The organism is Pseudomonas sp. MWU12-2037 (assembly GCF_023242345.1).
GTDB lineage: Bacteria > Pseudomonadota > Gammaproteobacteria > Pseudomonadales > Pseudomonadaceae > Aquipseudomonas > Aquipseudomonas gingeri_D.
The window spans coordinates 56,767-82,667 of record NZ_JALLIZ010000001.1; the positions used below are offsets into that span (position 1 = coordinate 56,767).

General features: G+C 61.6%; 27 protein-coding genes. 24 read left to right on the plus strand and 3 right to left on the minus strand.

Going from position 1 to position 25,901, the window contains the following annotated elements; genetic code table 11:
- Positions 1 to 51: 51 nt before the first annotated feature.
- The 6 genes from fliN to flhB are packed head-to-tail and all read left to right on the plus strand — an operon-like array spanning position 52 to position 3,918.
- The gene (fliN, locus tag M5B42_RS00260) at positions 52 to 519 is read left to right on the plus strand and encodes a flagellar motor switch protein FliN (RefSeq protein WP_103495951.1); all 468 of its coding nucleotides are present in this window, start codon (positions 52 to 54) and stop codon (positions 517 to 519) included.
- Positions 520 to 954 (plus strand): flagellar biosynthetic protein FliO, encoded by a 435-nt coding sequence (gene fliO, locus M5B42_RS00265; RefSeq protein ID WP_152738520.1) that lies wholly within the window; start codon positions 520 to 522, stop codon positions 952 to 954.
- Positions 954 to 1,706: a flagellar type III secretion system pore protein FliP gene (gene fliP / locus M5B42_RS00270; RefSeq protein WP_152738523.1), complete on the plus strand. Its 753-nt coding sequence runs from the start codon at positions 954 to 956 to the stop codon at positions 1,704 to 1,706. The genes fliO and fliP overlap by 1 nt, the downstream gene beginning before the upstream one ends.
- A 15-nt stretch (positions 1,707 to 1,721) precedes the next feature.
- Complete coding sequence (gene fliQ, locus M5B42_RS00275) at positions 1,722 to 1,991, plus strand: flagellar biosynthesis protein FliQ (protein ID WP_100939027.1); 270 nt, start codon at positions 1,722 to 1,724, stop codon at positions 1,989 to 1,991.
- Position 1,992: 1 nt separating this feature from the next.
- Positions 1,993 to 2,775, plus strand: a complete 783-nt coding sequence (gene fliR / locus M5B42_RS00280; RefSeq protein WP_248744703.1) for a flagellar biosynthetic protein FliR — start codon at positions 1,993 to 1,995, stop codon at positions 2,773 to 2,775.
- A gap of 3 nt (positions 2,776 to 2,778) precedes the next feature.
- Positions 2,779 to 3,918 (plus strand): flagellar biosynthesis protein FlhB, encoded by a 1,140-nt coding sequence (gene flhB, locus M5B42_RS00285; protein WP_248744704.1) that lies wholly within the window; start codon positions 2,779 to 2,781, stop codon positions 3,916 to 3,918.
- Between the two features lie 38 nt (positions 3,919 to 3,956).
- On the opposite strand, the gene M5B42_RS00290 is transcribed toward flhB, so the two are convergent.
- Positions 3,957 to 5,210: a hypothetical protein gene (locus M5B42_RS00290; protein ID WP_248744705.1), complete on the minus strand. Its 1,254-nt coding sequence runs from the start codon at positions 5,208 to 5,210 to the stop codon at positions 3,957 to 3,959.
- A 446-nt stretch (positions 5,211 to 5,656) separates the two neighbouring features.
- Between M5B42_RS00290 and M5B42_RS00295 the strand changes: the two genes are divergently transcribed.
- The 15 genes from M5B42_RS00295 (at position 5,657) to M5B42_RS00365 (ending at position 20,834) form a co-directional block, all read left to right on the plus strand.
- Positions 5,657 to 6,316, plus strand: a complete 660-nt coding sequence (locus M5B42_RS00295; protein WP_248744706.1) for a hypothetical protein — start codon at positions 5,657 to 5,659, stop codon at positions 6,314 to 6,316.
- A 119-nt stretch (positions 6,317 to 6,435) separates the two neighbouring features.
- Positions 6,436 to 8,565 (plus strand): flagellar biosynthesis protein FlhA, encoded by a 2,130-nt coding sequence (gene flhA / locus M5B42_RS00300; RefSeq protein ID WP_177100135.1) that lies wholly within the window; start codon positions 6,436 to 6,438, stop codon positions 8,563 to 8,565.
- Between the two features lie 11 nt (positions 8,566 to 8,576).
- Positions 8,577 to 9,905: a flagellar biosynthesis protein FlhF gene (gene flhF, locus M5B42_RS00305; protein ID WP_103495943.1), complete on the plus strand. Its 1,329-nt coding sequence runs from the start codon at positions 8,577 to 8,579 to the stop codon at positions 9,903 to 9,905.
- A 121-nt stretch (positions 9,906 to 10,026) separates the two neighbouring features.
- Positions 10,027 to 10,860, plus strand: coding sequence for a flagellar synthesis regulator FleN (fleN, locus tag M5B42_RS00310; RefSeq protein ID WP_040069867.1), 834 nt, complete (start codon positions 10,027 to 10,029; stop codon positions 10,858 to 10,860).
- Positions 10,857 to 11,597 (plus strand): RNA polymerase sigma factor FliA, encoded by a 741-nt coding sequence (gene fliA / locus M5B42_RS00315; RefSeq protein WP_103495942.1) that lies wholly within the window; start codon positions 10,857 to 10,859, stop codon positions 11,595 to 11,597. Before fleN ends, fliA begins: the two co-directional genes overlap by 4 nt.
- 172 nt (positions 11,598 to 11,769) lie before the next feature.
- Positions 11,770 to 12,141, plus strand: a complete 372-nt coding sequence (locus M5B42_RS00320; protein ID WP_003183998.1) for a chemotaxis response regulator CheY — start codon at positions 11,770 to 11,772, stop codon at positions 12,139 to 12,141.
- 22 nt (positions 12,142 to 12,163) lie between these two features.
- Positions 12,164 to 12,952 carry a protein phosphatase CheZ gene (locus M5B42_RS00325; protein WP_103495941.1) on the plus strand — a complete coding sequence of 263 codons (789 nt, stop codon included), beginning with the start codon at positions 12,164 to 12,166 and terminating at the stop codon, positions 12,950 to 12,952.
- Positions 12,953 to 12,966: 14 nt separating this feature from the next.
- Positions 12,967 to 15,231, plus strand: a complete 2,265-nt coding sequence (locus M5B42_RS00330) for a chemotaxis protein CheA (RefSeq protein WP_248744707.1) — start codon at positions 12,967 to 12,969, stop codon at positions 15,229 to 15,231.
- Between the two features lie 52 nt (positions 15,232 to 15,283).
- Entirely contained in the window at positions 15,284 to 16,417 is a 1,134-nt protein-coding gene (locus tag M5B42_RS00335; RefSeq protein ID WP_103495939.1) for a chemotaxis response regulator protein-glutamate methylesterase, read from the plus strand.
- Positions 16,417 to 17,157, plus strand: a complete 741-nt coding sequence (locus M5B42_RS00340) for a flagellar motor protein (RefSeq protein WP_103495938.1) — start codon at positions 16,417 to 16,419, stop codon at positions 17,155 to 17,157. Before M5B42_RS00335 ends, M5B42_RS00340 begins: the two co-directional genes overlap by 1 nt.
- 10 nt (positions 17,158 to 17,167) lie before the next feature.
- Positions 17,168 to 18,055, plus strand: coding sequence for a flagellar motor protein MotD (gene motD, locus M5B42_RS00345; protein WP_103495937.1), 888 nt, complete (start codon positions 17,168 to 17,170; stop codon positions 18,053 to 18,055).
- Positions 18,056 to 18,106: 51 nt separating this feature from the next.
- On the plus strand, positions 18,107 to 18,895 hold the full coding sequence (locus M5B42_RS00350) for a ParA family protein (protein ID WP_103495936.1): 789 nt from the start codon (positions 18,107 to 18,109) through the stop codon (positions 18,893 to 18,895).
- 84 nt (positions 18,896 to 18,979) lie between these two features.
- Positions 18,980 to 19,885: a CheW domain-containing protein gene (locus M5B42_RS00355; RefSeq protein ID WP_248744708.1), complete on the plus strand. Its 906-nt coding sequence runs from the start codon at positions 18,980 to 18,982 to the stop codon at positions 19,883 to 19,885.
- Between the two features lie 73 nt (positions 19,886 to 19,958).
- Positions 19,959 to 20,441, plus strand: coding sequence for a chemotaxis protein CheW (locus M5B42_RS00360; protein ID WP_040069887.1), 483 nt, complete (start codon positions 19,959 to 19,961; stop codon positions 20,439 to 20,441).
- The gene (locus M5B42_RS00365; protein ID WP_248744709.1) at positions 20,442 to 20,834 is read left to right on the plus strand and encodes a DUF2802 domain-containing protein; all 393 of its coding nucleotides are present in this window, start codon (positions 20,442 to 20,444) and stop codon (positions 20,832 to 20,834) included.
- Positions 20,835 to 20,885: 51 nt separating this feature from the next.
- On the opposite strand, the gene M5B42_RS00370 is transcribed toward M5B42_RS00365, so the two are convergent.
- Together M5B42_RS00370 and M5B42_RS00375 are read right to left on the minus strand one after the other, a co-directional pair.
- Complete coding sequence (locus M5B42_RS00370; protein WP_103495935.1) at positions 20,886 to 21,680, minus strand: hypothetical protein; 795 nt, start codon at positions 21,678 to 21,680, stop codon at positions 20,886 to 20,888.
- A gap of 252 nt (positions 21,681 to 21,932) precedes the next feature.
- Positions 21,933 to 22,934, minus strand: a complete 1,002-nt coding sequence (locus M5B42_RS00375; protein ID WP_248744997.1) for an alpha/beta fold hydrolase — start codon at positions 22,932 to 22,934, stop codon at positions 21,933 to 21,935.
- Positions 22,935 to 23,013: 79 nt separating this feature from the next.
- On the opposite strand from M5B42_RS00375, the gene aroC reads away from it, so the two are divergent.
- The 3 genes from aroC to M5B42_RS00390 are packed head-to-tail and all read left to right on the plus strand — an operon-like array spanning position 23,014 to position 25,882.
- Positions 23,014 to 24,105 (plus strand): chorismate synthase, encoded by a 1,092-nt coding sequence (aroC, locus tag M5B42_RS00380; RefSeq protein ID WP_152737249.1) that lies wholly within the window; start codon positions 23,014 to 23,016, stop codon positions 24,103 to 24,105.
- The gene (locus M5B42_RS00385) at positions 24,105 to 25,265 is read left to right on the plus strand and encodes an MFS transporter (RefSeq protein WP_248744710.1); all 1,161 of its coding nucleotides are present in this window, start codon (positions 24,105 to 24,107) and stop codon (positions 25,263 to 25,265) included. Before aroC ends, M5B42_RS00385 begins: the two co-directional genes overlap by 1 nt.
- Complete coding sequence (locus M5B42_RS00390; protein ID WP_248744711.1) at positions 25,262 to 25,882, plus strand: methylthioribulose 1-phosphate dehydratase; 621 nt, start codon at positions 25,262 to 25,264, stop codon at positions 25,880 to 25,882. Before M5B42_RS00385 ends, M5B42_RS00390 begins: the two co-directional genes overlap by 4 nt.
- The last annotated feature ends 19 nt before the right edge of the window (positions 25,883 to 25,901 follow it).

Below are 25,901 nucleotides of genomic sequence, written 5' to 3' on the forward strand. Positions count from 1 at the left end.
CGATCAGGAATGCGCTGTGTTAACTGAATTTCTGCTTGCCGAGGACAACTGATGGCTAATGATAACGATATGACTTCCGCCGACGACCAGGCCCTGGCCGACGAATGGGCGGCTGCCCTGGAAGAAACCGGCGATGCCGGCCAGTCCGATATCGATGCCTTGCTGGCGGCCGACTCCGGCAATTCGTCGGGCGGCAGCCGCCTGCCCATGGAAGAGTTCGGCAGCGTGCCGAAGAACAACGACCCGGTGACCCTGGACGGTCCGAACCTGGAAGTGATCCTCGATATTCCGGTGTCGATTTCCATGGAAGTCGGCAGCACCGATATCAATATCCGCAACCTGCTGCAATTGAACCAGGGGTCGGTGATCGAACTCGATCGCCTGGCCGGCGAGCCGTTGGACGTGCTGGTCAATGGCACGCTGATCGCCCACGGTGAAGTGGTGGTGGTCAACGAAAAGTTCGGTATCCGTCTGACCGACGTGATCAGCCCGAGCGAACGCATCAAGAAGTTGCGCTGAATGAACAGGCTTCTCGGCATCCTGCTGCTGTCGCCGCTCAGTGCCTGGGCGGCCGAACCGCTGGCCACGGCGACAGCGGCCACGCCGAGTACGCCCGGCAGCATGGCCGGGCAACTGACGCAACTGGTGCTCGGCTTGCTGCTGGTGCTGGGGATCATCTTTGTCCTCGCCTGGCTGCTGCGCCGTATGCAACAGGTCGGGCCGGGGGCGAAGGGGCGGCAGGTCATCGAACTGATCGGCTCGCGTGCCCTCGGGCCGCGTGACCGTCTGGTGCTGGTGCAGGTCGGCAACGAGCAGATCCTGCTCGGGCTGTCGCCGGGCACCATCACCCCGCTGCATGTGCTCAAGGAACCGGTCCAGGTGCCGAGCGGCGAACAGGCCACGCCTGAATTCGCTCAGCGCCTGATGGAATTGCTGGGTAAGGATAAGAAGTGATGGGTGCTTTGCGGTTTGTCTTGACGTTGGCCTTGCTGCTGGCGGCGCCTCTGGCGCTGGCGGCCGATCCATTGTCGATCCCGGCGATCACCCTCGGCACCGGGGCCAACGGCCAGCAGGAATACTCGGTCAACCTGCAAATCCTGCTGATCATGACGGCGCTGAGCTTTATCCCGGCGTTCGTCATGCTGATGACCAGTTTCACCCGGATCATCATTGTCTTCTCGATCCTGCGCCAGGCCCTGGGCCTGCAGTCGACGCCGTCGAACCAGATCCTCACCGGCATGGCGCTGTTCCTGACCATGTTCATCATGGCGCCGGTCTACGACAAGGTGAACCATGACGCCCTGCAGCCCTACCTGGCCGACAAGATGACGGCCCAGGATGCGGTGCTCAAGGCCGAAGTGCCGATCAAGGAGTTCATGCTGGCGCAGATCCGCACCAGTGACCTGGAGCTGTTCATGCGCCTGTCCAAGCGCACCGACATCGCCACCCCCGACCAGGCGCCGCTGACCATTATCGTGCCGGCCTTCATCACCTCGGAATTGAAGACCGCGTTCCAGATCGGCTTCATGATCTTCATTCCCTTCCTGATCATCGACCTGGTGGTGGCCAGTGTGCTGATGGCCATGGGGATGATGATGCTGTCGCCACTGATTATTTCCCTGCCGTTCAAGATCATGTTGTTCGTGCTGGTGGATGGCTGGGCCTTGATCATCGGTACCCTGGCCAGCAGTTTTGGCGGTGTCTAGAGCGAGTGATGTGTAATGACTCCTGAAGTCGCAGTCGACATATTCCGTGATGCCCTCTGGCTGACCACCCTGATGGTCGCCGTGCTGGTGATCCCGAGCCTGGTGGTGGGCTTGATTGTGGCGATATTCCAGGCCGCCACCCAGATCAACGAACAGACCCTGAGCTTCCTGCCGCGCATGCTGGTGATGCTGGTCACCCTGATTGTCGCCGGGCCTTGGCTGGTGCAGAAGTTCATGGAGTACATCCTGTCGCTGTACGGCAGCATTCCGCAGGTCATCGGCTGATATGTCGCTGCTCGCGCTGACCGACACGCAGATCAGCAGCTGGGTCGCGAGCTTCATGCTGCCGGCGTTCCGGGTCGGCGCGGTGATCATGACCATGCCGGTCTTCGGGACCACCCTGTTGCCGCGCCGGATCCGCATGTATTTCATCCTGGCAATCACGGTGGTCATCGCCCCCGGCCTGCCGCCGATGCCCGAGGTGCATCCGCTGGACCTGAGCGGGTTGCTGCTGATCGCCGAGCAGATCATTTTCGGTGCCTTGCTCGGTTTTTCCCTGCAGTTGTTTTTCCAGGCCTTCGTGGTGGCCGGACAGATCATCGCGATCCAGATGGGCATGGGCTTCGCGTCCATGGTCGACCCGGTCAACGGTGTCTCGGCGGCGGTGATCGGGCAGTTCTTCACCATGCTGGTGACGCTGATGTTCCTGGCCATGAACGGTCATCTGGTGGTCATCGAAGTGCTGACTGAGAGTTTCACCACCTTTCCGGTGGGCAGCGGGCTGTCGACCACGGATTTGTGGGAAATCTCCGGCAAGCTCGGCTGGGTGCTCGGGGCGGCGTTGGTGCTGGTGCTGCCGGCGATCACCGCGTTGCTGGTGGTGAACATCGCGTTCGGCATCATGACCCGTGCCGCGCCGCAGCTGAACATCTTCTCCATTGGTTTTCCGCTGATCCTGGTGCTGGGGATGATCATTCTCTGGATCAGCCTGGGCGATATTCTCAACCAGTATCAACCGCTAGCCGATGAGGCCCTGCAGTTTTTACGTGGACTGGCACGGGTGCGCTGAACCATGGCAGAGAGCGAGAGCGGCCAGGACAAGACAGAAGACCCCACGGACAAAAAGAAAAAAGATGCCCGGGAGAAGGGTGAGGTTGCCCGCTCCAAGGAACTCAATACCTTTGCCGTGATGATGGCCGGTGCCGGCGCGCTGCTGGTGTTCGGCGGCGCCCTGGCCCAGGATCTGGCCGAGTTGATGCGCATGAATTTCACCCTGAGCCGGGAAGTGGTGCTCGACCAGCGCTACATGGGGATTTTTCTCATGCGCTCCGGGGAAATGGCTATCTGGGCCGTGCAGCCGATCCTGCTGACCGCCCTGGCCGCCGCCCTGATCGGGCCGATCGCCCTCGGCGGGTGGTTGTTCTCGCCCGGCACCCTGGCACCGAAGTTCAGTCGGATGAACCCCTTCCCGGGGATCAAGCGGATGTTCTCGGCCAAGTCGGTGATGGAGCTGCTCAAGGCGGTCGGCAAGTTCACCATCATTCTGTTCGTCGGGCTGTCGGTGTTGTCCTCGGATATCGACGACCTGGTACGGATCGCCCATGAACCGCTGGAGTCGGCGGTCATCCACAGCCTGCAACTGGTGGGCTGGAGTACCTTGTGGATGTCCCTGGGGCTGTTGATCATTGCCGCGGTGGATGTCCCGGTGCAGCTCTATACCGCCCGCCAGCGACTGTTGATGACCAAGCAGGAAATACGTGACGAACACAAGGACCAGGAGGGGCGGCCGGAGGTCAAGCAGCGGATTCGCCAGTTGCAGCGCGAAATGTCCCAGCGGCGGATGATGGCGGCGATTCCCGAGGCGGATGTGGTCATCACCAACCCGACCCACTATGCCGTGGCGCTCAAATACGACGCGGAGAAGGGCGGGGCGCCGGTGTTGCTGGCCAAGGGCAGTGACTTCCTGGCCTTGAAGATCCGCGAGATCGCCGTCGAACACGACGTCCTGCTGCTTGAATCGCCGGCCCTGGCGCGTTCGATCTACTACTCCACCGAGTTGGATCAGGAGATTCCGGCGGGCCTGTACCTGGCGGTGGCACAAGTGCTGGCGTACGTCTTCCAGATCCGCCAGTACCGTGCCGGCAAGGGCAAGCGCCCGGACCCGCTCAAGGGCGACCTGCCGATTCCGCCGGATTTACGCCGCGATTCCTGAACAGGCCCGACAAACACCGAGCCTCCGGGCCGCCTGGCCTATGTTCCGAGGTAGCGGGAGACGACGTTCCTCGGGGTATCACCCGTAACTACGATGCCTTTGTCCGGCTGGACGATCACTGACTCCCATACACCGCGTGAGCCTGGAAAAAATCGTCTGACGTATCCTGATCCATTGCCAAAGTTGGTGTCGAGATTACCATTGGCCAGATAGCGTGCGATAAGGCCGCTCTCCCTTGACAGCAAACCTGCATAACCCACGACAACTATTTCATCGGGTGTACCGCCTATATCAAACCAGCCCATGCCGTCTGTAATGCCAAAGTCGCTCACCAGGGGCGCGCCATTATTAAATGCCGGATCCAGGCGACCATTGGCGGTGAATGCCGCGAGCAATCCCCTGAGCCCTGCTCCCCATATATCGCCGGGATCCATGTCTGACACACCGGTTGCGAATATACGCCCGTCATCATGTAGGGACAGGCTTATGGCGGCTGAAGGATAACCTACGCCGAATGAAGTCCTGCCGCCGTGCCCGAAGTCGAGGTCTGGAGATCCATCGACATTGAAGCGTGCCAAGTTGGCCCCTTCGCTATCCACTCCCGCGATGGTGATTTTTCGATCGGCCGACACAGCAACCGCGTTGATGACGGTATTAGGATTAAGATGACCGGTCTGGTTAAAGCTATGGTCGATCTCTCCGTTTTTTTCCAGCCTCAGCAGAAGCGCGTTTTGTCCGATGATAATTTTTTCATCGGGGTCCACAACGATATTTGACCTGGGGTGGCTCAGCAGCGTTCTGCGGTTTCTCAGGGTGGAAAGGTGGTCCTGGGGGAGGTTGGGTGGCGCGTCGGTGAGACGAGGGAGAATAACGCTGCCCTTATTGCCAAAACTTTCGTCAGGCGCCCCATTTTCCAGGAAGCGTGCCAGTGCAATTCGGGACTCTCCTGCGAATGAACGGTGATGGCCGGCCAAGAGTATTTTGCCATCCTTGAGTATCTGAGCCCCGGTGGCGGTGGCCTCGCTTCCTGTTTTGAATACGCCGAGGAGGCTGCCGGTGCCATCTGGGCCAAAAGACGGATCAAGGCGTCCCAGATCGGTGAGTTGCGCCAGTTGAAAACTCAGTTGGTTGTTTTCCAGATGCGTCCCGACAAAGAGTATTTCTCCGCGGGGGCGCAGACCAGCGATGCTCATGAGCAGAGTGCCCGCCCTGAAGTCAGAGAACGAGCCTAGAAATCCAAATTCACTATCTATGCTTCCAGGAGCAGTTAAGTTTTGAGTGGGTCCTTTCATGAGGATGTCTCTCTTTGTTTGGATGAATCTGCATCCGTTGAGTTTGGAGGGGTAGGGGCAAGCTAACCCCCGCGATGGTGGATATTCGATGTGTGCTTGTCATTCCGTGTTGCATAACGATGATAGGGGCGGGAAAGATTTCTCGTGAACTGTCAGAACTGACAGTTTTTTATGTTGAGTTGTACTAAGAGTGTGGTTTATTGGATTGTTTTTAACTAAAGCGGCAATAGGGCGGGGATGAGGCTATCAGAGTGGTTTTTTTGGCTGCACGTCTTCTGCGTTGCGCACCCTGCGCCAGCTCTTGTCTCGGCGGCACGACCAGTGGCAGTACTTTTTGCATAAAACTGTCAATTCTGACAGTAGACCGCGTTCGTTTGCCTGGCGCCTCATAGGCTCCATGGAGGTTTCATTCTTCTCAGGGATGGCCATCATGGGAGCGAACGATCATGAGCAACGAGCAATATGAGCGGCTGGAAGGGATGGGGTTGCTATTTGTATCGGGCAGGTTGGAGGACAAACCTGAAATCGGTGCGATCGGCTATTCGATCACTTTCAGGTTGTTACTGGATTTTGAACGTTTCAAAGAAGCAGCCAACACCCATATTCCGGGTTACCTCGATGCTCCTATCAACGCCATCCGTCCCGAGTTGGCCGGTCTGGCCTATCACTATTCGTACAATTACTTTTCCGGCAATGCGGGAAGTATTCGTTCATTCGAGCAACTCTGCGGGGTATTCAGCAATCCGAATGACTATATGAGTGATTGGTCCGCCAATGGGCTTTCGAGGCGTTACGGCAAGCCGGTTTTCGAGTTTTTCGACGATGATGTCTTTATCACGGTCCAGCAGGACTTCCGCTGGAGCGACCGCAAGCGCCGGATCGTCATTGCCGATTTGCCCATCATCGAATTTCAGTGGGCACTCAATTTGATGCTGGGGCATGACCTGCTTTCGCGTGCCCCGACGGCGATTGTCGTTCTGGGGTATTTCCATGAAGACCAGGTCAAGGTCGAGGATGCCTGGTTGAATCACGGGATCCTGTACGTGAAAGGGAGTGATCTGCAGTTTGGCAAGTTGACCGCGAACGACATCCGGGTCGCCCAGTAGAACCCCTGGTTCGAGGCGGCTCGTTACCTTGGACTGCAAAAGTTGGAAGGCTTCTTGCAGTGGCAGGCCTATGACGCTCCCGGCGTCAAAAGTTTGCTTCAAGGTGACGAGGAATACCGGTGGATCGCTCTCAACTTCTCAACTCGGCGCGCAGCAACCTGAGCAGCCTCGGCCGCGGCAACCTCGGTGTGCCGGTGCTGCTGTTGATCATGCTGGCGATGATGATGTTGCCGGTGCCGGCGTTTCTGCTGGACGTGTTCTTCACCTTCAACATTGCCCTGTCGATTGTCGTCCTGCTGGTCTGCGTCTACGCCCTGCGACCGCTGGATTTCGCGGTATTCCCGACCATCCTGCTGATCGCCACGCTGCTGCGCCTGGCGCTGAACGTGGCGTCGACCCGGGTGGTCATGCTCCACGGCCAGGAAGGTCATGCCTCCGCCGGTAAGGTGATCCAGGCCTTCGGCGAGGTGGTGATCGGCGGCAACTACGTGGTCGGTATCGTGGTCTTCGCGATCTTGATGATCATCAACTTCGTCGTGGTCACCAAAGGCGCCGGACGGATTTCCGAGGTGAGCGCGCGTTTCACCCTCGATGCGATGCCCGGCAAGCAGATGGCGATCGACGCCGACCTCAACGCCGGCCTGATCGATCAGCCACAGGCCAAGCTGCGCCGCCTGGAAGTCGCCCAGGAAGCCGAGTTCTACGGTTCCATGGACGGTGCCAGCAAGTTCGTCCGCGGTGACGCCGTCGCCGGCCTGCTGATTCTGTTCATCAACCTGATCGGCGGCATGGCGGTCGGGATCTTCCAGCACCATATGAGTTTTGCCGACGCCGGCAAGGTCTACGCCCTGCTGACCATCGGTGACGGTTTGGTGGCGCAATTGCCATCACTGTTGTTATCCACAGCGGCGGCGATCATGGTGACCCGGGCTTCCGGCTCGGAAGACATGGGCAAGCAGATCAGCCGGCAGATGTTCGCCTCCCCCAAGGCCCTCGGTGTCGCCGCCGGCCTGATGGCGGTGATGGGCCTGGTGCCGGGCATGCCGCACTTTTCCTTTATCAGCCTGGCGGCCGTCGCCGGTGGCATCGCCTATCTGGTCTGGAAAAAACAGAACGTCGCCAAGGTCCAGGCCCTGGCCGAAGTCCAGCGCCAGCAGGAGCTGCTGCCGTCGCCGGCGCGAACCCAGGAAACCAAGGAGCTGGGTTGGGATGACGTGAGCCCCATCGACATGATCGGCCTGGAAGTCGGTTATCGCCTGATTCCGCTGGTGGACCGCAACCAGGGCGGGCAGTTGCTGGCGCGGATCAAGGGGGTGCGCAAGAAGCTCTCCCAGGACCTCGGCTTCCTGATGCCCACGGTGCATATTCGTGACAACCTCGACCTGGCACCCAGCGCCTACCGCCTGACCCTGATGGGCGTGACCCTGGCCGAAGCCGAGATCTACCCGGATCGCGAACTGGCGATCAACCCGGGGCAGGTCTACGGTCCCCTCAACGGGATCACCGCCAAAGACCCGGCCTTCGGCCTGGAAGCGGTCTGGATCGAGGTCAGCCAGCGGTCCCAGGCGCAGTCCCTGGGGTATACCGTGGTCGACGCCAGTACCGTGGTGGCGACGCACCTCAACCAGATTCTCTACAAGCACTCCAGCGAACTGATCGGCCACGAGGAAGTCCAGCAACTCATGCAGTTGCTGGCCAAGGGCTCGCCGAAACTGGCCGAAGAGCTGGTGCCGGGGATCATTTCCCTGTCGCATCTGCTCAAGGTGCTGCAAGCCCTGCTCGCCGAACACGTGCCGGTCCGGGATATCCGCAGCATTGCCGAAGCGATCGCCAACAATGCCAGCAAGAGTCAAGATACTGCCGCTATGGTTGCCGCGGTTCGCGTCGGATTGTCCCGCGCAATCGTCCAAAGCATTGTGGGGCTTGAGTCCGAGCTGCCTGTGATCACCTTGGAGCCAAGGTTGGAACAGATATTGCTCAATAGTCTGCAGAAGGCCGGACAAGGCTCGGAAGAAGGCGTTCTTCTGGAGCCGAGCATGGCTGAGAAACTCCAGCGTTCGTTGATCGACGCCGCCCAGCGCCAGGAAATGCAAGGGCAGCCGGTGATCCTGCTGGTAGCTGGACCGGTTCGCGCGATGCTTTCGCGGTTTGGACGACTGGCGGTGCCAAGTCTGCATGTCTTGGCCTACCAGGAAATTCCGGACAACAAGCAAGTGACCATCGTTGCGACAGTAGGGCCCAACGGCTGAGGTAGTGGGTTATGCAAGTTAAGCGTTTTTTCGCCGCCGATATGCGTCAGGCCATGAAGCTCGTTCGTGATGAGCTGGGCTCCGACGCGGCCATTATCGGCAACCGCCGGATTGCGGGCGGTGTCGAGCTGACGGCTGCCCTGGACTACAAGCTCTCGGCGCTGTCGCCGCGGGTGCCGAACATGGAACTCGAAGACGAGCTGCGCAAGACTCAGTCGCGTATCGTTACCGCCCAGGCCGAGCTGAGCCTGCGCAGCGACGGCGATACCGACGCCACGACCAATCGCCAACTGTTCGCCGGCCTGCCGCTGACCGCCGCCGAGCCGCTGATCGAACCGACTTTCGAAGAGCCGCGGCGCCCGGCGCCAGCGCCTGTCGCACACGCCCCGGCGGTGGACCAGCGAGTGTTCGACTCGATGCGTTCGGAGCTCAACGGCCTGCGCGAGCTGCTGGAAGTCCAGCTCGGCTCCCTGGCCTGGAACCAGTTGCAAGGTCGTCAGCCGCAACAGGCCAACCTCTGGCGTCGCCTGCAGCGTATCGGCCTGTCCGGGCCGTTGTCGCGGGACCTGCTGGAACTGGTGAACGGGATCGAGGAGCCGCGCCAGGCCTGGCGCATGCTGCTGGCGCACCTGGCGCGGATGATCGTCACGCCCGAGATCGAGCCACTGGAAGAAGGCGGTGTAATCGCCATGGTCGGCCCGGCCGGCATGGGCAAGACCACCACCCTGGCCAAGCTGGCGGCGCGTTATGTGCTCAAGTACGGCGCGCAGAACATCGCGCTGGTGAGCATGGACAGCTTCCGTATCGGTGCCCAGGAGCAACTCAAGACCCTGGGGCGGATCCTCAACGTCTCGGTGACCCATGTCGACCCGGGCCAGTCCCTGGCCCAGGCCCTCGACCCGCTGCTGCGCAAGCGCGTGGTGCTGATCGATACCGCTGGCCTGCAGGCCAGCGATCCGGCGTTGCGCATGCAACTGGAAAGCCTGGCCGGACGCGGGATCAAGGCGAAGAATTATCTGGTCCTGGCCACCACCAGCCAGAAACAGGTGCTGACCGCCGCCTACCACAGCTACAAGCGCTGCGGGCTGGCCGGTTGCATCCTGACTAAACTTGATGAAACGGCGAGCCTCGGCGAAGTGCTGAGCCTGGCCATCAGTCACGAATTACCAGTGGCCTACCTGACCGACGGGCCACGCATTCCGGATGATCTACACCTGCCGCGCCGGCATCAATTGGTGTCCAGGGCGGTCAGTGTGCAAATGCAGGAAGAACCCAGCGAGGAAGCCATGGCCGATATGTTCGCTGATATCTACCACAGCCCGTCAAAACGGGTGGGTTGAGATGAGTATTCAGACGTTGCAAATTACCTACATCGATGGTCTGCCACGCATTGTTCCGACAAGTGAACGCGCAGCCAGTTATGTGGCCTTCCGTCTAAGCAAGACAAGGTAAGAAGAGAACATGGGCAGCATGCATCCCGTACAGGTGATCGCGGTGACCGGCGGCAAAGGTGGCGTCGGGAAGACCAACGTGTCAGTGAATTTATCCCTGGCCCTGGCTGAGCTTGGCCGGCGCGTCATGCTGCTGGATGCGGATCTGGGGCTGGCGAATGTCGACGTCCTGCTGGGCCTGACACCCAAACGCACCCTGGCCGACGTGGTCGAAGGCCGCTGTGAGCTGCGCGATGTGCTGTTGCAAGGCCCAGGCGGGATTCGTATCGTGCCGGCGGCCTCGGGGACCCAGAGCATGGTGCACCTGAGCCCGGCGCAGCATGCCGGCCTGATCCAGGCATTCAGCGATATCGGCGACAACCTCGACGTGCTGGTGATCGACACCGCCGCGGGCATTGGTGAGTCGGTGGTCAGCTTCGTCCGCGCGGCCCAGGAAGTGCTGCTGGTGGTCTGCGACGAGCCGACTTCCATCACCGATGCCTACGCCTTGATCAAGTTGCTCAACCGCGACTACGGCATGAACCGCTTCCGCGTGCTGGCCAACATGGCCCAGAGCCCGCAGGAAGGCCGCAACCTGTTCGCCAAGTTGACCAAGGTCACGGATCGTTTCCTGGACGTGGCCTTACAATACGTCGGCGCCGTTCCCTATGACGAGTGTGTGCGCAAGGCCGTGCAAAAGCAGCGTGCGGTCTACGAGGCATTCCCTCGTTCGAAATGTGCCTTGGCGTTCAAGGCTATCGCTCAGAAGGTCGACACCTGGCCGCTTCCCGCCAATCCACGGGGGCATCTGGAGTTTTTCGTCGAGCGTCTGGTGCATCAAACGAGTGCGGGACCGGTGCTATGACTGCCAGTGGCTATCGCATGTATTCCAAGTCGTCGCGTGACAGCCAATATGAATTGATCGAACGTTACGCGCCGTTGGTCAAACGTATCGCCTATCACCTGCTGGCGCGGCTGCCGGCCAGTGTCCAGGTCGAGGATCTGATCCAGGCCGGGATGATCGGGCTGCTGGAAGTCTCGACCAAGTACGACGCGAGCAAGGGTGCCAGTTTCGAGACCTATGCCGGCATTCGTATCCGCGGCGCGATGCTCGATGAAGTGCGCAAGGGCGACTGGGCACCACGTTCGGTACACCGCAATACCCGTATGGTCAGTGACGCAATTCGCGCAATTGAAGCAAAAACCGGCCGTGACGCTAAAGATCACGAGGTTGCAGCCGAACTCCAATTGAGTCTCGACGATTATTACGGGATTTTGAACGATACCTTGGGCAGCCGCCTGTTCAGTTTCGACGACCTGTTGCAGGACGGCGACCATGAAGGGCTGCACGAGGACGGCGCAAGTGCTCATCTCGAGCCGTCGCGCGACCTGGAGGATGAACGCTTCCAGGCAGCGCTGGCGGATGCGATTGCCAATTTGCCGGAGCGTGAGCGACTGGTCTTGGCGCTGTACTACGACGAGGAGCTGAACCTCAAGGAAATTGGTGAGGTGCTGGGGGTCAGCGAGTCGCGAGTCAGCCAGTTACACAGCCAGTGCGCGGCCCGTTTGCGGGGGCGTTTGGGGGAGTGGCGAGCGCGCTGAGGGCAGTGTGGGAACACTGCGAACGAGACCGGCAAGGCGTTTGACGCCTTGTGGGTGACTCGGCCGGATGGCGTTTCCATGCAGTCGTTGAGTGCTGTGCCGAATTGATTGAACAGCGCGTCCAGGTGCTGTACGCGTTTAAGACTGCTTGGAGGTCGAATTGGACAAGAACATGAAAATCCTCATCGTTGATGATTTTTCAACGATGCGGCGGATCATCAAGAACCTGTTGCGTGACCTCGGGTTCACCAACACGGTTGAGGCGGACGACGGTACTACCGCGATTCCCGTCCTCAACAGCGGTAGCATCGACTTTCTGGTCACCGACTGGAACATGCCCGGCATGACCGGTATCGATCTGCTGCGCCACGTGCGCGCCGATGAAAAGCTCAAGCACCTGCCGGTGCTGATGGTGACCGCTGAAGCCAAGCGCGAGCAGATCATCGAAGCTGCCCAGGCCGGTGTAAACGGCTATGTGGTCAAACCATTCACGGCCCAGGCGTTGAAAGAGAAGATCGAGAAGATCTTCGAACGCATCGGTTGATGAAGTCCACCACGGGGGCGCTATGGAGCACAACGAATCTTCACTGGGTGATTTTGAACTAACCCTGAAAAAACATGCCCGCGAGCTGGTCGACAGCCTTGAAAAAGGCCGGTTTGGCGACGCGGTGCAAATGATCCATGAGCTGAATCAGACCCGTGACCGTGGCCTGTACCTGGAAGTCGGCAAGCTCACCCGCGAATTGCACAGCGCCATTGTCAACTTCCAGATCGACCCGCATATGCCGCAGGCCGAGGAAGTGTCGCAGATCACCGACGCCACCGAGCGCCTGTCCTATGTGGTCAGGCTGACCGAAGCGGCGGCCAATCGCACCATGGACCTGGTGGAGAGTGCGACCCCGAGGATCACTGGCCTGAACGTCGAGGCCAAGGCCCTGGGCGCCGACTGGGGCCGTTTCATGCGGCGCGAAGTCGGTGCCCAGGAGTTTCGCGAGCTGGCGCGGCGGGTCGAGACATTCCTGTCCCGCAGCGAGCAGGAAACCCGCGCTGTTTCGAGCGAGCTGAACGATATTCTGCTGGCCCAGGATTACCAGGACCTTACCGGCCAGGTGATCAAGCGCGTGACCCAGATGGTCACCGAAGTGGAAAGCAATCTGCTCAAATTGGTGCTGATGGCCAGTCAGGTCGACCGCTTTGCCGGTATCGAACATGACCGCGATGCGCTTCTTGCCGAAAAAGACCCACAAAAACAGATGGCCCAGGGTGAAGGTCCGCAGATTCATGCCGATAAACGTGAAGACGTTATGTCCGGTCAGGACGATGTCGACGATTTGCTTTCCAGTCTTGGATTCTAGGAGCACCCAAACACATGAGCTTCGGCGCCGATGAAGAGATCCTTCAGGATTTTCTGGTTGAGGCCGGCGAGATTCTGGAGCAACTGTCCGAACAACTGGTCGAGCTGGAAAGCCGGCCAGATGATGCGGATCTGCTCAATGCAATCTTTCGCGGTTTTCACACTGTAAAAGGGGGCGCCGGCTTCCTCCAGCTCAACGAGCTGGTGGAGTGCTGTCACATCGCCGAGAACGTGTTCGATATCCTGCGCAAGGGGGAGCGACGCGTCGACTCGGAGCTGATGGACGTGGTCCTGGAAGCGCTGGATGCGGTGAACGGCATGTTCAGCGAAGTCCGTGAACGTGGCCCGATCACTGCGGCCACCCCGGAGCTGCTGGCGGCCTTGGCGCGCCTGGCGGAACCGGCGGGTGCCGAGGAAGTGGCCGCGCCAGTGGCCGAAGTGGCGGAGCCGGAACCGGTCGCTGAAAGCGAATCCGGCGACATCACCGATAACGAATTCGAAATGCTGCTCGACTCCCTGAACAGCGTCAAGGCCGAAGCCGAGGCGCCCAAGGCCGTGGCGGCGGTACAAGGCGAGGCCGGTGGCGATGAAATCACCGACGCCGAGTTCGAATCCCTGCTCGACCAGTTGCACGGCAAGGGCCAGTTCGCGCCGGATGCCGTGGCGGCGCCGACTCCGCCGGCAGCACCGGCGGCGCCCAGCGGTGGGGCTGAAAAAAGTAGCGATATCACCGACGACGAATTCGAAGCCTTGCTCGACCAGTTGCATGGCAAGGGTTCGTTCAAGGTCGAGGCGCTCGATACCACTCCGGCTGCGGCCCAGGCAGCAGAGAAAACCGGCGCTGCAGGCGGTGATCTGATCACCGACCAGGAATTCGAATCGCTGCTCGACGAGCTGCATGGCAAGGGCAAGTTCACCGAAGTGGCCGCGACCACGGCGGTGGCCACGCCGGCCGCGACCAAACCGGCTGCCGCTGCACCTGCACCTGTTGCCAAGGCGCCAGCGACGCCAGCACCGGCCAAGGCCGCACCGGCACCTGCCGCCGCACCGGCTCCGGCCCGTGCCCCGGCGCCTGCCGCTGCGGCTGGCGACAAGCCGGCCGCCAGCGAAGCGGAAACCACCGTGCGGGTTGATACCGCGCGCCTGGACGAGATCATGAACATGGTCGGCGAACTGGTGCTGGTGCGTAACCGCCTGGTGCGCCTGGGCTTGAACAGCGGCGATGAAGCCATGTCCAAGGCCGTGTCCAACCTCGACGTGGTGACCGCCGACCTGCAGACCGCGGTGATGAAAACCCGCATGCAGCCGATCAAGAAAGTCTTCGGCCGCTTCCCGCGCCTGGTTCGCGACCTGGCCCGGCAGTTGAAGAAAGAGATCAACCTGGAACTGGTGGGCGAAGAGACCGACCTCGACAAGAACCTGGTGGAGGCCCTGGCCGACCCGCTGGTCCACTTGGTGCGCAACTCGGTCGACCACGGTATCGAAGAACCGGCCGACCGCGAAGCCATGGGCAAGTCCCGCAGCGGTCGGGTCATCCTCTCCGCCGAGCAGGAAGGCGACCACATCCTGCTGTCGATCTCCGATGACGGCAAGGGCATGGACGCCGACGTGCTGCGCAGTATCGCGGTGAAGAAGGGCCTGATGGACAAGGATGCGGCCGATCGCCTGAGCGAGACCGACTGCTTCAACCTGATCTTCGCTCCGGGCTTCTCGACCAAGACCGAGATTTCCGACGTGTCAGGGCGTGGCGTGGGCATGGACGTGGTGAAAACCAAGATCGCCCAGCTCAACGGTACCATCAACATCTACTCGACCAAGGGCAAGGGCTCGAAGATCGTCATCAAGGTCCCGTTGACCCTGGCGATCATGCCGACCCTGATGGTCATGCTCGGCAACCAGGCTTTTGCCTTCCCGCTGGTCAACGTCAACGAGATCTTCCACCTCGACCTGTCGCGCACCAACGTGGTCGACGGCCAGGAAGTGGTGATCGTCCGCGACAAGGCCCTGCCGCTGTTCTACCTCAAGCGCTGGCTGGTCAGCTCGGCCGCTCATGAAGAGCAGCGTGAAGGCCACGTGGTGATCCTTTCGGTGGGCACCCAGCGGATCGGCTTTGTCGTCGATCAGTTGGTCGGCCAGGAAGAAGTGGTCATCAAACCGCTGGGCAAGATGCTGCAAGGGACCCCGGGCATGTCGGGCGCCACCATTACCGGTGACGGTCGCATTGCCCTGATTCTCGACGTGCCGAGCATGCTCAAGCGTTACGCCGCACGGCGTATTTGATTCTGGCCCGGCGGCTGGGCTTAAGCCCGCCGCCGTGCCTAACGGAGTGTTTATGGTAGTCAAGGTCCTGGTGGTGGATGATTCGGGGTTTTTCCGCCGCCGCGTCTCGGAAATTCTTTCGGCGGATCCAAGCATTCAGGTCGTCGGTACGGCGACCAACGGTAAAGAAGCCATCGATCAGGCCCTGGCCCTCAAGCCGGACGTGATTACCATGGACTACGAGATGCCGATGATGGACGGCATCACGGCGGTGCGGCATATCATGCAGCGCTGCCCGACGCCGGTGCTGATGTTCTCGTCCCTCACCCACGAAGGCGCCCGGGTCACCCTCGATGCGCTGGACGCCGGGGCCGTGGACTTCCTGCCGAAGAATTTCGAAGATATCTCGCGCAACCCGGAGAAGGTCAAGCAGCTGCTGTGCGAGAAGGTTCACAGCATCTCGCGCAGTAACCGCCGCTTCAGCAGTGTGCCTGCTGCCGCGCCGTCTCCGGCCCCTACGCCGACACCGGCGTCCAGCAGCTACGGCAGCCCGGCTCCGGCACCCGTGCGCACCACCCCGGTGGCCAGTCGCGCTCCGGCGCCCGCACACGCCGCGGTCTCGACCTCCGGCGCGCCGAAGCGCAAGGCCTACAAGCTGGTTGCCATCGGTACCTCCACCGGTGGTCCGGTAGCCCTGCAGCGGGTCCTGACCCAGTTGCCGGCCAGCTTCCCGGCGCCCATCGTGTTGATCCAGCATATGCCGGCGGCCTTCACCAAGGCTTTTGCCGAACGTCTGGACAAGCTTTGCCAGATCAGCGTCAAGGAAGCCGAGGATGGCGACATCCTGCGTCCCGGGCTGGCCCTGCTCGCCCCGGGCGGCAAGCAGATGATGATCGACGGGCGTGGCGCGGTGAAAATCCTGCCAGGCGATGAGCGTCTGAACTACAAGCCTTGTGTGGATATCACCTTTGGTTCCGCGGCCAAGTCCTACGGTGACAAAGTTCTGGCGGTGGTCCTCACTGGCATGGGCGCCGATGGTCGTGAAGGCGCGCGCCTGCTCAAGCAGGGCGGCAGTGCCATCTGGGCCCAGGACGAAGCCAGTTGCGTGATCTACGGCATGCCCATGGCCATCGTCAAGGCTGAGCTGGCCGATGCGGTGTACAGCCTCGATGAAATCGGCAAGCACCTGGTCGAGGCTTGTCTCTGATGGATGTGTTGAGCCTTATCGGGATGATTCTGGCGTTTGTCGCCATCATCGGCGGCAACTTCCTCGAAGGTGGTCACCTGGGGGCCTTGGCCAACGGTCCGGCCGCCTTGATCGTGCTGGGCGGGACCATCGGCGCGGCCTTGCTGCAATCGCCGATGAGCGCGTTCAAGCGCGCCATGCAGATTCTTATCTGGATCCTCTTTCCACCGCGTATCGATCTGCCTGCCGGCGTCGAGCGCGTGGTCAACTGGAGTCTGACGGCGCGCAAGGAAGGCCTGTTGGGCCTGGAAAGCATCGCCGAGGCCGAGCCCGACACCTACTCGCGCAAGGGCCTGCAACTGCTGGTCGACGGTGCCGAGCCGGAAGCCATCCGCAGCATTCTCGAAGTGGACTTCTACACCCAGGAAAGCCGTGATATCGAGGCCGCCAAGGTCTTCGAAAGCATGGGCGGCTATGCGCCGACCATCGGTATCATCGGTGCGGTGATGGGCTTGATTCACGTGATGGGCAACCTCGGCGACCCCTCGCAACTGGGTAGCGGGATTGCCGTGGCCTTTGTCGCGACCATCTACGGCGTGGCCAGTGCCAACCTGATACTGCTGCCGGTGGCCAGCAAGCTCAAGTCGATTGCCTTTCGCCAGTCGCGTTATCGGGAAATGCTCCTCGAGGGCATCCTGTCGATTGCCGAGGGCGAGAACCCGCGCTCCATTGAATTGAAGCTGCAAGGCTTCATGGAGTGATGGAGTAGACATGGCCAGACGTCGCCAACACGAAGAGCATGTGAATCACGAGCGCTGGTTGGTTTCCTACGCTGACTTCATCACGCTGCTGTTCGCCTTTTTCGTGGTCATGTACTCGATTTCCTCGATCAACGAAGGCAAGTACAAGGTGATCTCCCAGGCGCTGGTCGGGGTCTTCAACGACGCCGACCGCAGCCTCAAGCCGATTCCCATCGGTGACGAGCGCCCGGTCACGGTCAAGCCGGCCGACCCGCTGATCAAGGATGTCGATCAGACCGATGCCGCCATCGGCCAGGGGGCCAAGGACCCGCTCAAGAGCATCGCCGACGATATCAGCGCGGCGTTCGGCGACCTGATCAGTTCCAACCAGATGACCGTGCGCGGCAACGAACTGTGGGTCGAGATCGAACTCAACTCCAGCCTGCTGTTCGGCAGCGGCGATGCAATGCCCAGTGACATGGCGTTCAACATCATCGAGAAGGTGGCGAAGATCCTCAAACCCTTCGACAACCCGATCCACGTCGAAGGCTTTACCGACGACCAGCCGATCCGTACCGCGCAATATCCCACCAACTGGGAGCTGTCCTCGGCCCGTTCGGCGAGTATCGTGCGGATGATGGCCATGGACGGGGTCAACCCCGGCCGGCTGGCATCGGTGGGGTATGGCGAGTTCCAGCCGGTGGCCAACAATGCCACCGCCGAAGGCCGGGCGCGCAACCGGCGGGTGGTGCTGGTGGTGTCGCGTAATCTCGACGTACGCCGCAGCCTGACCGGTACCGGCACGGCCAATGCAACACCGGACGCGGCCTTGAAGCGTGCTGGCACACAAACTGCACCGCCAGCGATAAAGCAAGCGGTACGCGAGAAGGCCGTCAAATCTCCGGCACCTGCTCTATAACTTGGCGCTATTTCTCGGCCGGCTTGACGCCGGGCGGGAGGAATACACTGAATGAGAGTCTGGGCAGTAGCCAATCAAAAGGGTGGCGTCGGTAAGACCACTTCCTCCATCGCTTTAGCCGGATTGCTGGCCGAGGCGGGCAAGCGCGTGGTCGTGGTCGACCTCGACCCCCACGGCTCGATGACCAGCTATTTCGGTTATGACCCCGATACCCTGGAACACAGCACCTTCGACCTGTTCCAGCACCGGGGCACGGTGCCTGTGGGCTTGCCCGGGCAATTGCTGCTGTCCACCAGCGACGAGCGGATTTCCCTGTTGCCCTCCAGCACCGCCCTGGCGACCCTTGAGCGCTTGTCGCCGGGCCAGAGCGGCCTGGGCCTGGTGATCGCCAAGAGTCTGGCGCAGCTGTGGCAGGACTTCGATTACGCGGTGATCGACAGCCCGCCGCTGCTGGGTGTATTGATGGTCAACGCCTTGGCGGCGAGCCAGCAACTGGTGGTGCCGGTACAGACCGAACATCTGGCGGTCAAGGGACTGGAACGGATGGTCAACACCCTGGCGATGATCAACCGTTCACGCAAGCAGGCTTTGCCCTACACCATCGTACCGACCTTGTTCGATCGCCGGACCCAGGCGTCCATGGGGACTCTGCGGGTCCTGCGCGACAAGTTCCCGGAAACCATCTGGGAAGGCTACATTCCGGTCGACACGCGCCTGCGCGATGCCAGCCGGGCGGGTGTCACACCATCGCAGTTCGACGGCAAGAGCCGGGGCGTGCTGGCCTATCGGGCCTTGCTCAAGCACTTGCTGACCCAACAACTCATTCCGCAGGTGGCCTGACGTGTCCCAGTCCTCAAGTCATCTGCCTGTCCAGCCGATACCCTTTACAGGTTACTGTAACGGGACATCTCCATGGGCATGCACATGATCCGTCCTGTCGAAATCACCACACGGCCGCAAGTGGCGCTGCAATCCTATCTGGATGCACTGCTGCAGGAGGCGACCGAAGAGTTGCCGGTGGAAATCGCCGTCGCCGTCGAGGTGCCGGTCGCGGTACCGCTGCTGGTAGAGACGAGCGTGGCCAGCGAGCTGGACGAGTTCCAGGCCGCCGTGCTCGAAGAGCAGGCCCGCGATGCCCTGGCCGCGCAAGCCGTGGTTGCCGCACCCGTGGTGACGGCGCCTGCGCCAGTGCCAGTGGCGTTGGAAGCGCCGGTGGCGATACCGCAGGTTGTGCCGGTCGCGCCCGTGGTGGTGGAGCCGGTGGTCGAGGTGCATCTGCCGCCCGCGGCGAATATCCCGCCGCCACCGATGCAGGGCGACGAGCGTCCCCATTGGGCGGCCGAGCCTTTCGAATGCCTGCTGTTCGACGTCGCCGGGCTGACCCTGGCGGTGCCGCTGGTGTGCCTGGGGTCGATCTATTCGCTGGCGGGGCACGAGCTGACGCCATTGTTCGGACAGCCGGAATGGTTCCTCGGGATCCTGCCGAGCCAGGCCGGCAACCTGAAAGTGCTGGATACCGCGCGCTGGGTGATGCCGGACCGTTATCGCGACGATTTCCGCCAGGGGCTGCAATATGTGATCTCGGTCCAGGGCTACGAATGGGGGCTGGCGGTGCATCAGGTCAGCCGTTCCCTGCGCCTGGACCCCAACGAAATCAAATGGCGTACCCATCGTGGACAGCGGCCGTGGCTGGCCGGCACGGTCATCGAACACATGTGTGCGTTGCTCGACGTCTCCGAACTGGCTGAACTGATCGCCAGCGGTGCGGTGAAACATCTGCAAACGAACAAGCCGGCCGGTAAACCAGCCAGCAAACCAACGAACAAATAACGGCGTCCTAGCGGTCCCCCCGCGAGGCTTGCCAGAGCACACACCGTATCAACGGTCATTGAGGGTCAGGGGTATGAATAAGTCGTCGTCCGCACAGAGTTCCGAAGATCCGATCCTGCAATGGGTAACCTTCAAGCTGGATAACGAGTCCTATGGGATCAACGTGATGCGCGTCCAGGAAGTCCTGCGCTACACCGAGATCGCCCCGGTACCGGGTGCACCGAGCTACGTGCTGGGGATCATCAACCTGCGCGGCAACGTGGTCACCGTGATCGACACCCGCCAGCGTTTTGGCCTGATGCCGACCGAAGTGAACGACAACACCCGTATCGTGATCATCGAGGCCGACAAGCAAGTGGTCGGCATCATGGTCGACAGCGTGGCCGAAGTGGTCTATCTGCGTCAGTCGGAAGTCGAAACCGCGCCGAACGTGGGTAACGACGAATCGGCCAAGTTCATCCAGGGCGTGTGCAACAAGAACAACGAACTGCTGATTCTGGTTGAGCTGGACAAAATGATGAGCGAAGAAGAATGGTCCGAGCTGGAGAGCATCTGATTGATTCTTGAGGTCGCCGTTATTCTCCTGTCCCTGTTGTGGGCCGGGACCGTAGGGATGTTTGTGGTCTATGCCCGCAACCAGCGTCTGATTGCCGGGCAGCAGGCCGAGGGCGATGCGTTGCGGGACCAGCGCATCAAGGAGCTGGCGCGGCGCGTGGATAACTTCCAGAACGGCACCGTGCGCATGGGCGAGGACCTGCACGAGCTGCGGGCCGTCGTCGCGCCGCTACCGGAAAAGCTTGCCCAACTGGAGCAGCGTGATCCGTCGAGCCTGTCCTTCGCCCAGGCGGCACGGCTGGTGGGGATGGGGGCCAGCGTTGATGAATTGACGCAGTCCTGCGGCCTGACCCAGGCCGAGGCGGAACTGATGAGCAAGTTGCATCGGGGTTGAAGCCTTCGTCGTTGGCCTGACCCTGGCGCCCTTGGATGGGCGCCACAAGGTTCAGTGACGGGTCGCGATCCAGATCAGCAAGCCGGCCTGGAACATTGCAAAGGCCACCAGGCAGGTGATGGTGAAGCGCAGGCCGGTGTCTTCACGCTTGAATTTGCTCACGCGTTCTTCCTGCTGGCGCAGCTTCACTTCCTGTTCCAGCAGGTTCTGTTCGGCGGTCTGCAGCATCTGCGCCGCTTCGAGTATTTCGACGAATTGCAGTTTTTCGGTGTTCCACGCCGTGCGCAGGTCGCCGACCCGCACGTCCTTGTAGCTGCCCTTGAGGTGCAGGGGGGCATCCGCGTATTCGACTTCGTAACCCTGGACTTTCAGGAAGTGATCGCGGCGCAGGCGGGTGTCTTCGTTCAGGGCGTCCTTGTTTTGCAGGGTGGCGCCATCGACCACGTAATGTGAGCCCTTCTTCTGGGCCCAGATCGCCGCCTGGGCGGCCAGGAAACGTCCGATACCGCGATTCATCGGCTCGACCTGCAAGCCGCTTTCCGGTCCGAAATGCACGCGCTTGGTGCTGTGGTCGACCCACACGTCCAGGTGGTTCTGTTCCTTGCGCACCCGTTGTCCCGGCAGCTGGATCTCCAGGCGCAGCAGGCTGCGTTCCTTGCTATGGCGCTCGGCGTAGCCGAACTGGACAAACCGCAGGGGGCGGGCGCCGGTGCTGCGCTCGGTGGGCAGGGGCGCCAGGCGCAGCAGCTTGAAATGCTCGGCCTGGACGTCCGCCCACGGCAGCTCCACGGGCGGGGCCTCGGCGGCTTCGGCGGTGTTTTCGGTTGAGGCTTGGGGTTCAGTCATTCGGCAAGATCCTGTCCGTATCCAGCTTGCCGGTCACAATATCGGTACCGGCAATGACTTATCGGCCGTTTTTGGCAGGACTGGAGCAGAAAGTGCCCTTGGGCCTGGCACCGGTCCTGTAGCGGTCTTGAGGGCCTCTTCGCGGGCAAGCCCAGCTCCTACAGTCCAGTGTCGAACACAAATTTTACACACGACACTGAACTGTAGGAGCTGGGCTTGCCCGCGAAGCTTTTGACGCCCTCAAGCCGGGCCTCAGTGATGCGGCAGCCCGTCGATAAAGGCCAGGATCCGGCTGCCCAGTTCGGCGGCCAGAGGCAGTTGCGGGTCCTTGTAGGAGGCCAGCTGGCTCTTGATATCTTCGGGGACGATACGCAGCACATGGTTCATGCCGTCAATCAGCGCCAGCTGCGCGTCCGGCTTGGCGGCCTTGAGCGCCTCGGCATCGCCGACGCCGACCTGGATGTCGTTGCGGCCCTGGACGATCAGTGCGGGTATCTTCAGGCGGGCGAAAGCCGCCGCCGGGTCCTGGCGAAACAGGCTGATCAGGTAGGGCTGGACGCTGGGACGGAAAATCGGCATCAGCGGCGCGGGGATATCGTTGTCCAGGTGCCCGGCCTTGAGGCTGTCGAGCAGAGCGTTGGCCCGCAACATCAAGGCCGGCGGCAGGTTATTGGCCAGTTGCTGGCGGACCACGCTGTCGACCGGGCGGCCGCTGCCGGCGACGCTGATCAGCGCCGCGACGTCCAGCTTGGGCGCCGCCAGGGTGGCGATCAATGCGCCCTCGCTGTGGCCGAGCAGGATCAGTGGCCCGAAACGCGGGTCGGCCTTGAGCTTCTCGCCCCAGGCCACCACATCCGCCGTATATCCCTCGATACTCAGGGTTCGCTCGTCGGGTGCGGCCGCCAGGCTGGCGGCCACGCCACGCTTGTCGAAGCGCACGCTGGCAATATTGTGACTGGCCAGTACCCCGGCCAGACGCTTGAGGCTGTCGGTGCGACCGCCATCGGGATTGTTGCCATCGCGATCGGTGGGGCCTGAGCCGGACACGATCAACACCACGGGTACCGGTGCGTCGGAGCGCGGCAGCAGCAACGAGCCGAACAGCTCGCCGCTGCCGGTGTCCAGGGTGATCGGTTGTTGTAGCAGCACGGAGGCTTGGGCAAAACCGCTGAACAGGGTCAGGGCCATCAGAATCAATCGCAGCATTATCACGCCATTATCTACAGAGTGTCGGTTCGACTCGTCATCGAGGATAAGGTTCGAGGATGAACTACGGGGATAGCCCGCGTATACTGCCACGCTTGATCTAGACTCGATTCGCGGAGCGCCCTGCATGTCCGGCAATACTTACGGCAAGCTGTTCACTGTCACCACCGCAGGCGAAAGCCATGGCCCGGCGTTGGTCGCCATTGTCGACGGCTGCCCTCCGGGCCTGGAGTTGTCCCTGGACGACCTGCAGCGCGACCTCGACCGCCGCAAGCCGGGCACCAGCCGCCACACCACCCAGCGCCAGGAAGCCGACGAAGTGGAGATCCTCTCCGGGGTTTTCGAAGGCCGTACCACCGGCTGCGCCATCGGCCTGCTGATCCGCAACACCGACCAGAAGTCCAAGGACTACTCGGCGATCAAGGACCTGTTCCGCCCGGCCCACGCCGACTACACCTATCACCATAAATACGGTGAGCGCGATTATCGTGGCGGCGGCCGCAGTTCCGCCCGGGAAACCGCCATGCGCGTGGCGGCCGGTGCCATCGCGAAGAAGTTCCTGGCCAGCCAGGGCATCGTTATCCGTGGCTACATGAGCCAGCTGGGCCCTATCGAAATCCCGTTCAAGACCTGGGACTCGGTGGAGCAGAATGCCTTTTTCTGTCCCGATCCGGACAAGGTGCCTGAGCTTGAAGCCTATATGGACCAGTTGCGGCGCGACCAGGATTCGGTCGGTGCGAAGATCACCGTGGTTGCCGAAGGCGTGATGCCGGGCCTGGGCGAGCCGATCTTCGACCGCCTGGATGCGGAACTGGCCCATGCGCTGATGAGCATCAACGCGGTCAAGGGGGTCGAGATCGGTGCCGGTTTTGCCTGCGTGGCCCAGCGCGGCACCGAACATCGCGACGAACTGACCCCGGAAGGTTTCCTCAGCAACAACGCCGGCGGCATCCTTGGCGGGATTTCCTCCGGCCAGCCGATTGTCGCGCACCTGGCCCTCAAACCGACCTCGAGCATCACTACGCCGGGACGCTCCATCGACATCCATGGCAACCCGGTGGACGTGATCACCAAGGGCCGTCATGACCCTTGCGTGGGCATCCGTGCCACCCCGATCGCCGAAGCGATGATGGCGATCGTACTGATGGACCACCTGCTGCGTCACCGCGGGCAGAACGCGGATGTGCGGGTTGGCACACCGGTACTGGGCCAGCTGTAATGCCGGGGGCGCCGCTCCCTTACTGGCGGTTGTCCAGTTTCTACCTGTTCTACTTCGCCTTGCTGGGAGCGACGGCGCCGTTCCTGGCGCTGTACTTCCACCATCTGGGGTTTGCCCCGGCGCGGATTGGCGAACTGGTAGCGATTCCCATGCTGATGCGCTGCGTGGCGCCGAATATCTGGGGCTGGTTGGGTGACTACACGGGCCGGCGCCTGGCGATCGTGCGCTTCGGCGCGGTCTGCACCTTGCTGGCGTTTTCGCTGATCTTTTTCGACAAGAGCTACGCCTGGCTGGCGCTGGTCATGGCCCTGCATGCGTTTTTCTGGCACGCGGTGCTGCCACAGTTCGAAGTCATCACCCTGGCCCATCTGAAGGTCCAGGGCCAGGCGGCACGTTACAGCCAGATCCGCTTGTGGGGTTCCATCGGTTTCATCCTCACGGTGGTGGCACTCGGACGCCTGTTCGAGGCCCTGAGCCTGGATATCTACCCGGTGGCCATTGTGGTGATCATGACCGGTATCGTCCTGAGCAGCGCCTGGGTGCCCAATGCCCAGCCGCCGAGCCAGGGCCCGAGAGTGCCTGGCGAAGGTTTTCTGCGACAGTTGCGCCGCCCCGGGGTGTTGGCGTTCTATGCCTGTGTCGCGCTGATGCAGATGAGCCATGGTCCTTACTACACCTTCCTGACCCTGCACCTGGAAAGCCTCGGCTACACGCGTGGGCTGATCGGCATGCTCTGGGCACTGGGGGTGGTGGCGGAAGTGCTGATGTTCCTGGCCATGAGCCGGATCCTCGCGCGCTTTTCGGTCCGTCGGGTGCTGCTGGCCAGTTTCCTCCTGGCCGCCGTGCGCTGGTTGCTGCTGGGCGCGTTGGCCGATCACCTGGCGGTGCTGTTGTTCGCCCAGGTGCTGCACGCGGCGACCTTTGCCAGCTTTCACGCCTCTGCCATTCATTTCGTGCAACGTAGCTTCGGCGCGCGCCAGCAAGGCCAGGGGCAGGCGTTATACGCTGCACTGGCCGGTACGGGCGGGGCTTTGGGCGCGTTGTACGCCGGTTATAGCTGGAACAGCCTGGGGCCGACCTGGACCTTCAGCATCGCCAGCCTCGCGGCCCTGGCCGCGGCCATTATCATTGCCACACGCATGGAAGAGGAGCGGCCATGAACCTGACCCGTGAACAATTGAGCCTGGAGATCATCGAGGCCGGGCGCTTTCTGTATGGTCGCGGCTGGTCGCCGGCCACCAGCAGCAACTATTCGACCCGCCTGTCGGCCAGCCAGGCGCTGCTGACGGTGTCTGGCAAGCACAAGGGGCAGTTGGGCCCGGACGATGTGCTCGCCACCGACCTGGCGGGCAACAGCCTGGAGCCGGGCAAGAAGCCCTCGGCCGAAACCCTGTTGCACACCCAGCTCTATACCTGGCGCGGGGAGATCGGCGCGGTGTTGCACACCCATTCGGTGAATGCCACGGTGTTGTCGCGGATGACGCCCGGCGAGTTCATCGAGTTCGAAGACTATGAGCTGCAAAAGGCTTTCTCCGGGGTCACGACCCATGAGTCCCGGGTGCGGGTGCCGATCTTCGATAATGACCAGGATATTGCGCGGCTGGCGGCCAAGGTGCAGCCTTGGCTCGAGGCGCATTCCGATTGCGTCGGTTATCTGATTCGCGGGCACGGTCTCTACACCTGGGGGGCGCGCATGAGCGACGCCCTGCGCCAGATCGAAGCGTTCGAGTTTCTCTTTGAATGTGAGTTGAAAGTCCGTTCGCTGCGGTCTTCCTGAATATCGGTTTTTGCACGAA